At 40.7% G+C, this 13972-nt stretch carries 7 protein-coding genes; 6 read left to right on the top strand and 1 reads right to left on the bottom strand.

Annotated elements, in window-relative coordinates; translation table 11 throughout:
- Positions 1 to 16 precede the first annotated feature (16 nt).
- On the top strand, positions 17 to 2392 hold the full coding sequence (locus MTO98_RS18595; RefSeq protein ID WP_243480384.1) for an ABC transporter permease: 2376 nt from the start codon (positions 17 to 19) through the stop codon (positions 2390 to 2392).
- A 165-nt stretch (positions 2393 to 2557) separates the two neighbouring features.
- On the top strand, positions 2558 to 3595 hold the full coding sequence (locus tag MTO98_RS18590; protein ID WP_243480383.1) for a DUF4097 family beta strand repeat-containing protein: 1038 nt from the start codon (positions 2558 to 2560) through the stop codon (positions 3593 to 3595).
- 38 nt (positions 3596 to 3633) lie between these two features.
- On the opposite strand, the gene MTO98_RS34300 is transcribed toward MTO98_RS18590, so the two are convergent.
- Positions 3634 to 3759, bottom strand: a complete 126-nt coding sequence (locus MTO98_RS34300) for a hypothetical protein (protein WP_256464299.1) — start codon at positions 3757 to 3759, stop codon at positions 3634 to 3636.
- Positions 3760 to 3899: 140 nt separating this feature from the next.
- On the opposite strand from MTO98_RS34300, the gene MTO98_RS18585 reads away from it, so the two are divergent.
- From MTO98_RS18585 to MTO98_RS18570, 4 genes are all read left to right on the top strand, one after another.
- Positions 3900 to 6320: an ABC transporter permease gene (locus tag MTO98_RS18585; RefSeq protein WP_243480382.1), complete on the top strand. Its 2421-nt coding sequence runs from the start codon at positions 3900 to 3902 to the stop codon at positions 6318 to 6320.
- Between the two features lie 105 nt (positions 6321 to 6425).
- Positions 6426 to 8780, top strand: coding sequence for an ABC transporter permease (locus MTO98_RS18580; protein WP_243480381.1), 2355 nt, complete (start codon positions 6426 to 6428; stop codon positions 8778 to 8780).
- A 105-nt stretch (positions 8781 to 8885) separates the two neighbouring features.
- Entirely contained in the window at positions 8886 to 11354 is a 2469-nt protein-coding gene (locus MTO98_RS18575) for an ABC transporter permease (protein ID WP_243480380.1), read from the top strand.
- Positions 11355 to 11432: 78 nt separating this feature from the next.
- Positions 11433 to 13901 carry an ABC transporter permease gene (locus MTO98_RS18570; protein ID WP_243480379.1) on the top strand — a complete coding sequence of 823 codons (2469 nt, stop codon included), beginning with the start codon at positions 11433 to 11435 and terminating at the stop codon, positions 13899 to 13901.
- The last annotated feature ends 71 nt before the right edge of the window (positions 13902 to 13972 follow it).

Raw genomic sequence — 13972 nt, 5'->3', positions numbered from 1 at the left:
TATAACGATATAAAATATGATTAGGAACTACATAAAAACAGCATGGCGAAATCTTTATCGTAATAAAGCATTTTCGCTCATCCACATTCTGGGCTTAACAATGGGCATTACCGTTTGCCTCATGATATTTCTGTATATTATGAATGAGTTTAGTGTGGATAGTTTCCATAAGCAGGGTAAGAATATTTATAGGGTAATGCGCGGTTTTGATAAGTCGAAATCGCCTACCTCATACCTGTCGGGGCCTTATGCACCGGCAATGCTGAACGATTATCCTCATGATGTAAAAATGGCTGTGCGTGTTTCTCCGCAAAATGACCTGATCTCTTTTGGCGAAAAATCGTTCAACGAAAAAAAGGTTTATGCGGTTGATTCTAACTTTTTCAGCCTGTTTACCTTCCCGCTGCTCAGGGGGGATGCCGCTTCTGCATTAAATAACCCGGGCAGTATTGTACTTACTGAAACCACGGCTAAAAAGTATTTCGGTAACGTTGATAATGCGATGGGTAAGGTTGTGCAAATGGACAAACGCCTTCAGTTAAAAGTAACAGGTATTGCTAAAGATGTACCTTCCAATTCACATCTTGACTTTGATCTGGTGGTGCCAATATCCAACTATAGCCATGATCCGGGTTTTAATGTATGGATCAATAACGGTTTGTTTGTTTACCTGTTGCTGAATGAACATAGTAACCCGGCTGCATTAGAAAGCCGTTTTCCTCAGTTTATGGAGAAATACATGGGAAAAGATATGCAGCGCTTCGGTACTAAATTTAACCTGAGTTTGACGCCTTTCAAAGATATCTATTTTGAAAACGCCTCGTCGTTTGACAATGTTAGGCATGGCGATAAAACGGTGGTATTTATCTTTATTTCGATAGCCGTGCTTATCATGATTATTGCCTGTATTAACTTTATGAACCTGGCTACCATCCGCGCTGTTGAGCGGTCAAAAGAAGTGGGTATGCGCAAGGTTTTAGGCGCATTAAGAAACCACCTGGTATGGCAGTTCATCGGCGAGTCATTGTTACTGGCGCTTATTTCGTGTAGCATTTCTGTTGGTTTATTATTCCTGCTTATGCCATCGTACAATAGTTTGCTGGGTTATGAGCTTACGGTGCCATGGGGCAGTTCATCAATTTACCTGTTTCTTTTTGGAGTGATTTTATTTGTAGGTTTCCTTGCGGGAAGCTATCCGGCTATATTCATGTCGGCATTTTCACCCATTGAGGCGTTGAAGGGTAAACTTAAATTAGGTAAAGGCGGTTCGTTTTTCAGGCAAACGCTCGTGGTATTTCAGTTCAGTATTTCTGTATTACTAATTATCGGCACTATTGTGATAGTTAAACAAATGCGATATGTAAAAAACAAATCATTGGGCTATGACAAAGAGCAAACGGTAATTGTTAAGATTGATAACAATGACATTTATGATCACCGGCAAACATTTAAACATCAGCTGCAAAACTCCGACTATGTTAAATCGGTGTCTCTGATGTCGGGCGAGCCTGGTGGATTTTTTGATATGCAGGGATTTGAAGCCGAAGGTCAGCATGAGACCTTTAAATCGCGAACCGAATACGCCGATTTTGAATATGTAAAAACATTTGGCTTAAAGATTATTGCCGGCCGCAATTTTTCGCCGCAGTTTGCTACCGATACCACTAATTCGGTAGTGATCAATCGTACAGCCGCAAGAGAACTTGGTTTTACACCGCAGCAGGCCATTGGCAAATGGGTTAAAAACACAGTGCGCGATAATAACCGCCGTACCATAATTGGGGTTGTTGAAGATTTTAATTTCTTATCGCTTAAGGAAAATATGGACGCCCTGATCATATCACCGGTTGAAGACAGGCGTGTAGCTGTTATTAAACTAAAGCCAGGAAAGATCCAGGCTGGTTTGGCTGCCATCAAAGATACCTATGCCGAAGTTGCGCCGATTTACCCTTTTGAATACAGCTTTCTTGATCAGCAATTTGATACTACCTATCGTAACGATATCAGGCAGCAAACCATGTTAAGCATATTTTCGGGATTGGCAATTTTTATAGCCTGCCTTGGTTTGTTTGGCTTAGCGTCGTTTACTGCTGCAAAACGTACCAAGGAGATTGGAGTTAGGAAAGTGTTAGGCTCGTCGGTGCAAAATATCCTCATCCTGATATCTAAGGACCTGCTGAAACCAGTGCTGCTGGCCACTGTAATAGCTATTCCTTTAGGTTACTATTGCATGGATAAATGGCTGCAAAGTTTCGCATATAAAACGCCATTGTATTGGTGGATCTTTGTCTTGGCCGCCGTAGTTACCTTTGTTATAGCAGTGGTTACTATCAGCTTTCAGTCGCTTAAGGCTGCATTGGCAAATCCTATCAGGAGTTTAAGAAGCGAATAAGACTAGGTGGCAGCAGATAGCAGTTGCAGTTTGCAGTAAAAAAATATTCAGAGCCCGTGTTCTCACGGGCTTTTTTATGCCTTGTACCTCCAAATTTATTTTCGCCGTGATGCAACGTATCTGCTAAACACTTGGTCTTGTATATATAAACCAAAGATCATTATTATGAAAAAGTATTTACTTGTGTTGTTTGTTGCCTGTACCGGTAGCAGCGTTTTTGCACAAAATAATCAGAAAACACCATATCTTACCAAGTCACTATCTGGCCAGTCGGTTAAAGATGTATTTGTTAATACTTCAGGCGGAAGCATCACTGTAAGCGGGGCATCAGGCGAAGAACCAAGAGTTGAAGTCTTTATACAAGGTAATAATGGCAATAATGATCTGTCAAAAGAAGAGATCAAAAAACGCCTTGATGAAAATTATGATCTGAGCATAGATGTTAATGGCGGCGAACTTCACGCTAAAGCTAAAAATAAGCATGATGGTAATTGGGATTGGAAAAAATCATTGAGTATCTCTTTCAGGGTATATGTGCCGGGCAATGTGGCAACCAACCTGAATACCAGTGGTGGCAGTATCCATTTGGATAATTTGACCGGCGCGCAGCAATTTGAAACCAGCGGCGGCAGCTTGCACCTTGATAAAATTACCGGTACTATCAAAGGCCGTACATCAGGTGGCAGTATTCATGTGAGTGATTCAAAAGAAAGTATCGATCTGCAAACTTCAGGCGGCAGTATAGAGGCTCGTAATTGCATGGGGCATATCAGGCTGGAAACTTCTGGTGGCTCTTTACACCTTGATGGTTTAAAAGGTGATATCAAAGCTACCACCAGCGGCGGCAGTATCAGCGGCAATAAAATCGACGGTGATTTTATTACCGGTACCTCAGGCGGCAGCATCAACCTTTCCAATTTGTCATGCAGCCTTGATGCTTCAACAAGTGCGGGTAGTTTTCATGCACAATTTGTTAGCGTTGGTAAATCGGTTAAAATTGATGTGAGCTCGGGCCGTGTTGATTTACAATTGCCTTCAAAACAAGGTCTCAACCTTGATGTACGGGCCGATAAGATAGAGACAAACCTTTCAGATAATTTTTCGGGCAATAAGGATAAAGAAAGAGTTGAAGGTAAACTTAATGGCGGCGGCTCATTAGTTGAAGTGCGGGGCAGCAGCAGGGTAAACCTTACCGTGAACTAGGCAGCATTAAAAATATAACAGAAAAAAGGGCCTGTCATTTAAATTGACAGGCCCTTTGACGTATATAGTATTTGCAGTACCAGGCCGCCGAAAACCTGTACGGTTGCTTCAAAATTGGCCATTCGGCAAACGGAAACGTACAGCAGGTGTTCGAAATCGAACATGCTACTTTTGATGTTTTTGTGTAATTTGTTAATTATCAGTTATTTGTATATATGGCATGTGCTTGGATATAATTATCCCGTCAAAAGTAAGCAGGCTATGGCCGGCGCTTATGAATACGTGAACCAATGAACTAACTATCATGATAAAGAACTATTTACGGAGTGCGTTTCGCAATATAGCCCGGCATAAATTTATATCGTTCATCAATATATTCGGCTTGACCATAGGGTTAACCTGTTGCCTGCTAATTTTAACTTATATAGTTAGGGAGTTAAGTTATGACAAGTTTAATCATAACGCCCTTAATATTTATCGTGTAAGCCGGAGCTTTAACACCGCCGATGGCATTGTTAACCTGCATTTGGGTGCCGTAGCGCCCCCTTTTGGTCCGCTGCTTAAAAATGAGTTTCCGGATATTAAAAAGGTTACCCGGTTGTTTCCTAACGGGGATGTGGTTTTGCGTTATAAAGAAAAGCTGTTCACCGAAACGGGATCATATTTTGCCGACGAAAACTTCTTCAGCTTTTTTGATCTGAAAACAGTGGCCGGCGACTCTAAAACAGCCCTCAGCGAACCATACACGGTAATGATGACCGAGGATATGGCGCGTAAATACTTCGGTAACGAAGACCCTATAAATAAAGAGATCAGGCTGGATAATACTGCAAACTTTAAGGTGACAGGTATCTTTAAACCTTTTCCGGCCAATTCACAAATGCACCCCCAAATGCTGCTATCATTCAACACGCTGAACGATGACAAGGTTTACGGACGGAATCAATTGGCAACCAATTGGGGAAATAACTCATTTTTTACCTATCTGTTGCTGCCTGATAATTATAACATTGATCGTATCAGTTCGCAGTTTCCGGCTTTTATAGATAAGTACATGAATTTTCCCGGGCAACCGCGCCAGTCAAAATTCACCCAGCTGCATATTCAACGGTTTTTGGATATTCACCTACACTCGCACCTTGATGATGAGGTAGAGCAAAACGGGGATATCAAAAGGGTTTACATATTTTCGGCAATTGCCCTGTTCATTTTGCTGATAGCATGTATCAATTACATGAACCTGTCAACAGCCCGTTCAACACTAAGGGCAAAAGAAATAGGCATCCGCAAGGTAATTGGTGCACAGCAAAAAGAGATCATTACCCAGTTTTTAAGCGAATCGGTATTGGTAACTTACTTTTCACTTGTGTTGGCGCTGATCCTTACCTGTGCTTTACTGCCGGTCATCAACCGGTTTTCTGAATTGGGGTTATCAATTGATAGTTTGTATCAACCGATAGTATTAGTGTCAGTATCGCTGCTGCCGCTTGTTATCGGGCTCATCAGTGGTATTTACCCGGCTATTTTTATGTCGTCATTTAAACCTATAAAAGTTTTAAAGGGAATTCTTAAAGTAGGCTCAGGAAATATCTCGTTTCGTAAAGTGCTGGTGGTTGTTCAGTTTTCAATTTCTATTATCCTTATTGTTGCCACTACCATAGTTTTTCAGCAGCTGAGATATATCCAAAATAAGTCATTAGGCTTCAACAAAGACCATTTGATAACAATTGGAGGTGGTATTCCGGCTGATAAGTTTGAAGCTTTCAGAGCCGATTTATTACGAAACCCGGCTATAAAAGATATCAGCCGTTCATCGCGTATCCCATCGGGAAGATTGTTAGATGATCAGGGAGCGGTTGTTTTTGACGGTGATAAACCTTTACCGGTTAAGGCTGATATCAAGAGCATCAACGTTGACTATGGCTTTATTCCAACCTTCGGTATAAAGATGGCGGCAGGCAGGAATTTTAGTCGTGATTTTGCAACTGATAGCAACAATTTTGTGATCAATGCATCGGCAGTGCGGGTACTGGGCTGGAAAACCCCCGAAAACGCGATAGGCCGGGATATGAGCTATGGTGGTGTAAGAGGAAAAGTAATTGGTGTGGTTAATGATTTTCACTTCGAATCATTACATCAAAACATCGTTCCGTTATTAATGGAGATGCCATCATTTGCAAATAACAATTACCGAAGGGTTTCGATCAAAGTTGGCGGAGCCAATATCAATTCGACATTGGCGACACTACAGCAAACCTGGAAAAAATTCCAGCCCGAAACACCATTTAGATATAGTTTCATCGACGAGCGTATTCAAAGATTGTATGAGAGCGAGCAACAGCAAAGCCATTTGTTTACCATATTTTCCTGTCTGGCTATATTCATTGCCTGCTTAGGTTTATTCGGACTTTCGGCCTTTAGCATATCACAACGGGTAAAAGAAATTGGCGTACGCAAAGTACTTGGTGCCAGCATCCCGCAAATTGTTACCGAACTATCAAAAGACTTTTTGAAACTGGTGATTGTAGCCGCTGTAATTGCCCTGCCCATTGCCTGGTATACCATGAACAAATGGTTGCTTGATTTTGCCTTCAGGGTAAGTATCCAATGGTGGGTATTTGCCATGGCCGGTGTAATAGCGCTGATTATTGCTTTTGTAACCATAAGTTATCAGTCAATAAAAGCTGCAATGGCCAACCCTGTTAAAAGCCTTAGGAGTGAATGATCATAGGGCAATTTGCTTCGCATCATTAAGTCGTTTTGATTCGTACGAAGCAAAATGAACTAATGACATTGTTAAAATGACTCAATGAAAAAATGACTAAATATCATGATAAAAAATTATGTAAAAATTGCATGGCGTAGCCTTAACAGGAACCGTGCTTTTGCCATCACAAATTTGCTGGGGCTCACAATAGGCATAACATGCACAATTTTCATTTTTTTATGGGTGCGTAATGAGCTGGCTTACGATAAGAGCCACGTTAATTATAAAACCATATACCAGGTTTTAGCTAACCGCGATTTTAAAAACAACATTTTTACCGATGCTAACATGGTGTTCCCGTTGGCAAAAGCACTTGAAAGCGGTTACCCGCAGATCAAAAATGCAGTGATGACATCACACCAGGAGCAACATCAGTTTAACGTTGGTGATATCAAGCTAAAAAAGCGCGGTTATTATGTAGGCGGTAAATACTTTGATATGTTTTCGTGGAAATTTATTAAAGGAAATGCCGCTACGGCAATAACAGATCCTACATCAATAGTTATCACCGAATCAGCTGCGAAAGCTTTTTTTGGAAACGCTGATCCTATCAATAAGGTAGTCAAAATAGATAACAACGAGGTGCATAAAGTTACCGCTGTGCTGGCCGATCTGCCCGGTAATACCACACAGCAATTTGATTTCATCATCCCTTATAATTTTTCGGATAATGATGTAAAGAATGCTATGACCCGCTGGAGCGGCTCATCATGGGAAGTGTATATCCAAACCATTGATAATCCAAACATTCCGCAGTTAGAAAAATACATGACTGATGTAATGTTTCAGCATAATAAGGATAAGATAAGCACTTACTTCGCTTTCCCGATGAGCAAATGGCATTTGTACAGTGATTTTAAAGATGGCAAGAACACCGGTGGAATGATCGAGTATGTTCGCTTCTTCATTGTAATAGCCATTATCATACTATTGATTGCCTGCGTTAATTTCATGAATTTATCTACAGCCCAGTCTGAAAAAAGGGCCCGGGAGGTGGGGATCCGTAAAACACTTGGGTCTGATAAAAAACAGCTGGTATTGCAATTCTTTTTTGAATCGATGGTTTTGGTTGCAATAGCTTTTGTATTTGCGGTTTTATGCGTTTATCTGTTGCTGCCGCAGTTTAATTTATTGGTGAGCAAACAATTGGTGTTAAATCTCGGCGAACCGATATTTTGGCTCGGGGCTATTGCTATTATCCTTTTTACTGGTTTAATATCTGGCAGTTACCCTGCTTTGTACCTATCTTCATTTAATCCGGTTAAAGTTTTGAAGGGGACATTTGTAGCCGGTAAAGGCGCTATTGCCCCCCGAAGAATATTGGTGGTGTTCCAGTTTATTGGGTCCATTTTGCTGATCTCTGCCACTATTATTGTTTACCAGCAAATACAGCATGTAAAAGACCGCAATATCGGTTATAACCCCGACAACCTGATCATGGTGCCTTCAACCGCTGGTACAGATAAAAGCTTTGTTGCTGTAAAAAATGATCTGCTCAAATCCGGGATCGTTAACAGTGTAACCCGCACTTCATGGATGGTGACTGAAATTTCCTGGAGATCAGGGCCGCCTGATTGGGAAGGTAGACCTGCCAATGCCAATATCATATTTTCAAACATGACCGCTGATGTTGATTATACAAAGACCATAGGTATTAAATTGCTGCAGGGGAATGACTTTACTGGGCTGCCTTCTGATACATCAGGGGTATTATTAAACAAAGCCGCCATTGAAGCCATGCAGCTTAAAAGGCCGGTAGGTACACAACTGCGGTATGGCGACAGAAAGCTTACAGTAATAGGTGTTACCGATAATGTGGTGATGGCATCGCCATATACCGCCGTTGACCCTATGATGGTTTTTTCTGATCATAGCAATTCTGGCTATATTAATTTACGACTTAATAAAGATGTTCAGCCTCAGCAAGCTATACAGTTGCTTCAGGGTATTTATGCAAAATATAGTCCGGCTGATATTTTTGAATACCAGTTTGTTGACCAGGAATTAGGGAAAAAGTTTTTGACCGAGGTGCTCATCAGCCGAATCACTAATATTTTTGCCGGTTTAGCGATTTTTATCTGTTGTATAGGTCTGGCTGGCCTGGCTTCCTTTACCATCGAAAAGCGATTTAAGGAAATTGGTATTCGCAAAGTTTTGGGTGCAAGCGTGCAGCAATTGCTGGTGCTTATTTCTACCGAGTTTTTAAAGCTTGTGCTGATCGCCTTTGTAATTGCAGTTCCCTTAACATGGTGGATCATGCATAACTGGCTCCAAAAGTATACTTATCACATCAATATCAGTATTTGGTTATTTGCCGCCGTCGGGATGCTTATATTATTGCTTACGCTTGCTGTAGTGAGCCTTAATACCATGAAAGCGGCGTTTGCCAATCCTGTTAAAAGTTTACGATCAGAATAAATAACAGATCATTAAGTCATTTAGACTTTGCTCATCAAGTAATTTTTATAATCGGTGAGAAAAGTCTGAACAGCTTAACGACACAATGACTTAACAAACAATCATATGTTTAAGAACTACTTTAAAATTGCGTTGCGTAATTTCTGGAGGCATAAGTTTTTTACCTTCATTAACATAATAGGCTTATCTATAGGCATCAGTTCGGCGCTGGTTATTTACCTGATAGTTCTTTTTGATTTTACATTTAATCAAAACTTTGATGATAGCGGCCGGATCTACAGGGTAGTATCAAACTATACGTTTTCGGGTGAAGAAGCGCATAATCGCGGCGTATCAGGCCCTGTGCCCGAAGCTGTAAGAAATGGAGTGAGCGGAGTCGAGCTTGGCGCGCCATTTTTCTCCTTAAATGAGCCTAATGTGCTTATTCCGGGAAAAGGAGGCGTACCCGTTAAGTTTAAATTACAGGATAATGTGATCCTTGCAGACGCTCGTTATTTCAGGATGTTTAAATATAACTGGCTTGCCGGCTCGGAGAAAAGTGCTTTGAACGAACCAAATAAAACGGTGCTTACTGCAGATCAGGCAAAGAAATATTTTCCTCAGCTTTCATACGGCCAGATGATAGGCAGGGTAATTACCTATGATACCCTTAATGTAGCGGTTTCCGGCATTGTTGAACCGTTAAAAGGAAATAATGATTTTACTTTTCACGACTTTATTTCCTATTCAACAGCAAAAAATAATAAAGCACTTGCCGACGAACTGAGCTTAACCAGCTGGGGCGGTACTACTTCGTCATCCATCCTTTTTGTTAAGTTGGCACCCAATACCACTGCCGCCAGTTTTGAAAAACAACTAAATATCATCCTCAAAAAGAATGACCCGCCAAAGCCCGAAAACAAGGGTAATACACGCAATTTTACTTTACAGCCTTTGAGGGACCTGCATTTTAATAGTGTGTATGGTACGTTTGATTCTGGTACTCCGGCTAATAAAACAACACTTTACGGTTTACTTGTTATCGCCTCATTTTTGTTATTATTGGGTTGCATTAATTTTGTTAATTTAACTACAGCCCAAGCAACGCAAAGGGCTAAAGAAATTGGTGTGCGTAAAACAATGGGTAGCAGCCGTGTTCAGCTTATTACCCAGTTTTTAAGCGAAACATTCATTATTACACTAATTGCTGTGATTATTTCGGTGGCCCTGGCACCTGCTATATTAAAACTATTTAAAGATTTTATAGCCGCCGGTATCACACTCGACTTGCTGCATCAACCTCATCTTTTTGTGTTCCTGTTTTTATTAACAATAGTTGTAAGCCTATTATCAGGTTTTTATCCGGCAGCTTTACTGTCGGGCTACAAACCGGTATTGGTACTTAAAAACCAGGCTTCATCAAATAGCAGTAAAACCCGTAATGCATGGCTCCGTAAATCATTGACTGTAACTCAGTTTATTATAGCCCAGTTTTTTATAATGGCTACGGTGCTGGTAAGCAAACAAATTCATTATGCTTTAAATAAGGATATGGGCTTTAAAAAAGATGCTATAGTGATCATTAACTCACCCTGGAAAAACCGCACACTCAGTAAAAACCAGGTATTTTTGAATAAACTGAAAGCCATACCACAGGTTAGCCTGGTAAGTGTAGGCAAAGATGCGCCGTCATCAACCAGCAGTAACTCAACTGAAGCCACTTTTATAGATGGCAAAAAGGAGATAAAGTTGGAGATCTACGAAAAATACGGCGATCCTAATTATATCAATCTATACAAGCTTAAATTATTGGCAGGACGCAATTTACAATACGGCGATAGCACGAGGGCGTTCCTGATCAACAATACTTATGCTAAGCTAATAGGCTTTAAAAATCCGGCAGATGCCGTTGGTAAATATGTAGATAAGTTTAACGGGGATAAAAAAATGCAGATCATTGGCGTAGTTGCTGATTTTTATTCCTCATCGTTACGCTCGTCTATAAAACCTATGTGTATCCATGTCAGCAACAGTTATTATAATAATGGCACTTTTCACATTGCCCTTAAACCACAAACTGCCGGCAGTGATGACTGGAAAAAGGGTATAGCGCAAATGGAAAAAGTATGGAGGGAGATCTACCCCGAAGACGATTTTGAATATCATTTTTTTGATGAAAATATAGCCAAATTTTACGACGCAGAACAGCATACGTCAACCTTGCTAACCTGGGCAACCGGCTTATCTATATTTATCAGTTGTCTTGGATTATTAGGTTTAGCTATCTACAACACTAACCAGCGTACTAAAGAGATTGGCGTGCGTAAAGTACTTGGCGCTACAGTAACACAAATAGTTACCTTGTTATCAACCGAGCTGGTGATGCTTATTGTACTGGCATTTGTATTGGTAACCCCTTTGGCCTGGTATGCCATGAACAAATGGATGGAGAGCTTTGCAGACCGTACTACGATAAGCTGGTGGATTTTTGCATTAAGCGGCGGTGGAATGCTGTTAACAGCACTGATCACCTCAAGTTTCCAAACTATCAAAGCTGCGTTGGCCAATCCAACAAGAAGTTTACGTTCAGAATGATTTGTTGTTAAGCTGTTGCCTGACAGATAAGGCTCAAATTCAATGATTTAATAACCTAATGATAAATGGTTAAAGTGTATGTTTAAAAATTATTTAAAAATTGCGCTTCGTAATTTTGGGCGGCACAAATTTTTTACGTTCGTCAACGTAGTCGGCTTATCTATAGGTATCAGTTCGGCGCTGGTTATTTATCTGATAGTTCATTTTGATTTTAGTTTCAATCAAAACTTTGAAAACAGCGGCCGGATTTACAGGGTGGTATCAAATTATACCTTCTCCGGCGAAGAATCGTATAACCGCGGTGTATCAGGAGCCGTGCCCGAAGCCGTTCGAAATAACGTAAGCGGGGTAGAGCTAACTGCACCATTTTTTGAGATCAGCCAACCTAATGTGCTTATTCCTGGAAAAGATGGAGTACCTGTTAAGTTTAAACTGCAGGACAATGTGATCCTTGCCGACGGACGATATTTTAGCATGTTTAAATATAACTGGCTGGCAGGTTCGGTAAAAACGGCACTGAGCGCCCCCAACCAAACAGTATTAACGGCCGACCAGGCAAAAAAATATTTTCCTAAACTTTCATTCAATGAAATGATTGGCCGGGTTATTACCTATGATACCCTTAATGCGGCTATTACAGGCATTGTTGAACCGTTAAAAGGCAATAACGATTTTGCTTTTCATGATTTTATTTCTTATTCAACCGCAAGCAACAACAAGGCCCTTGCCGATGAATTAAGATTGAAAGATTGGGGCGGCACTACCTCATCGTCTATACTTTTTGTTAGGTTGGCACCAAATACTACGGTTGCCAATTTTGAAAAGCAGTTGAACCTTATCCTTAAAAAGAATAACCCGCCAAAGCCGGAAAATAAGGGGAGTACACGGAGTTTTACTTTGCAGCCGTTAAGCGATCTGCATTTCAATAATTTGTATTACACATTTGCCAGCGGGCGGGTGGCCGATAAATCAACGCTTTATGGTTTGTTAGCTATAGCTGTATTTTTGCTTTTGCTTGGTTGTATTAACTTTGTTAACCTCACAACTGCGCAGGCTACACAAAGGGCAAAGGAAATAGGGGTACGCAAAACTATGGGCAGCAGTCGCGTGCAATTGATTATCCAGTTTTTGTGCGAAACATTTTTCATAACCCTTATTGCCGTAATTATTTCGGTAGTGCTTGCCCCGGTTATCCTAAAACTGTTTAAAGATTTTATTCCGGATGGGATTAAACTGGATTTGGTACACCAGCCTAATCTGATTGTTTTCCTGTTGCTGTTAACGGTTGCAGTAAGTCTTTTATCGGGCTTTTATCCGGCTGCCTTATTATCTGGCTATAAACCTGTTTTGGTGCTGAAAAATCAGGCTTCATCAAACAGCAGCAAAACCCGCAGCGCATGGCTGCGCAAATCGCTAACAGTAACTCAGTTTGTTATTGCCCAGTTTTTTATAATGGCAACCGTGTTGGTAAGTAAACAAATTCATTATGCGCTTACTAAAGACATGGGCTTTAAAAAAGATGCTATATTAATTATCAACTCACCATGGAAAAATCGTACGGTTAGCCGGAATCAGGTGTTTATGAATAAATTAAAGGCAATACCACAGGTTGATTTAATAAGCTTGGGTAAAGATGCCCCTTCATCAAACGGCACCAATTCAACCGAGGCTACTTACAAAGACGGTAAAAAGGAACTAAAACTTGAATTGTACGAAAGGTTCGGTGACCCCAATTATATTAATGTTTACAAAATTAAGCTGCTTGCCGGTCGTAATTTGCAGGCAGGGGATAGCACGAGCGGCTTTTTGATCAATAACGCTTATGCTAAAATTATCGGCTTTAAAAACCCTGATGAAGCTGTTGGTAAGTATATTGATAAATTTAACGGTGATAAAAAAATGCAGATTGTTGGTGTGGTTAATGATTTTCATTTAGAGTCATTGCATTCTGCTGTGAAACCTACTTGTATCCTGATCAGCAACAGTTACTATAACCACGGTACTTTCCATATAGCACTTAAACCTCAAACGGCCGGTGGTAACGATTGGAAAAAGGCAATAGCATCTATGGAAAATGCATGGAAGGAAATTTACCCGGAAGATGATTTCGAATATCGTTTTTTTGACGAGAATATAGCCAGATTTTACGATACCGAGCAGCATACATCAACCCTGCTATCCTGGGCAACAGGTTTATCTATATTTATCAGCTGCCTTGGTTTATTGGGCCTGGCTATCTATAACACTAATCAGCGCACTAAGGAGATAGGCGTACGTAAAGTTCTTGGTGCCACGGTAACGCAGATAGTTACCATGTTATCAACTGAGCTGGTGATGCTTATCGCGTTTGCTTTTATATTGGTAACCCCTTTGGCCTGGTATGCTATGAACAAATGGATGGAAAGTTTTGCCGACCGTACTTCTATAAGCTGGTGGATATTTGTACTGAGCGGTGGTGGAATGCTGTTGACTGCGTTGGTTACTTCAAGTTTTCAAACAATCAAAGCAGCATTGGCAAATCCGACGAAGAGTTTACGTTCTGAATAAGTTTTCATAGAGTCATTTGCTTCGCATCATGAAGTCATTTTATGATGAAAGCGGTACATGGAATGACTTTA

Origin of the sequence: Mucilaginibacter sp. SMC90, assembly GCF_022811725.1 — a bacterium.
Classification (GTDB): domain Bacteria; phylum Bacteroidota; class Bacteroidia; order Sphingobacteriales; family Sphingobacteriaceae; genus Mucilaginibacter.
The sequence above is the reverse complement of the archived record's forward strand: the minus strand, read 5'-3'. Positions and strand labels throughout refer to the sequence as shown.

Excerpts from the sequence above, each read along its gene's own strand:
- MTO98_RS18590 (WP_243480383.1), top strand. The coding sequence starts at position 2,558 with ATGAAAAAGTATTTACTTGTGTTGTTTGTTGCCTGTACCGGTAGCAGC.
- MTO98_RS18595 (WP_243480384.1), top strand. The coding sequence starts at position 17 with ATGATTAGGAACTACATAAAAACAGCATGGCGAAATCTTTATCGTAAT.
- MTO98_RS34300 (WP_256464299.1), bottom strand. The coding sequence starts at position 3,759 with ATGTTCGATTTCGAACACCTGCTGTACGTTTCCGTTTGCCGAATGGCC.
- MTO98_RS18570 (WP_243480379.1), top strand. The coding sequence starts at position 11,433 with ATGTTTAAAAATTATTTAAAAATTGCGCTTCGTAATTTTGGGCGGCAC.
- MTO98_RS18585 (WP_243480382.1), top strand. The coding sequence starts at position 3,900 with ATGATAAAGAACTATTTACGGAGTGCGTTTCGCAATATAGCCCGGCAT.
- MTO98_RS18575 (WP_243480380.1), top strand. The coding sequence starts at position 8,886 with ATGTTTAAGAACTACTTTAAAATTGCGTTGCGTAATTTCTGGAGGCAT.
- MTO98_RS18580 (WP_243480381.1), top strand. The coding sequence starts at position 6,426 with ATGATAAAAAATTATGTAAAAATTGCATGGCGTAGCCTTAACAGGAAC.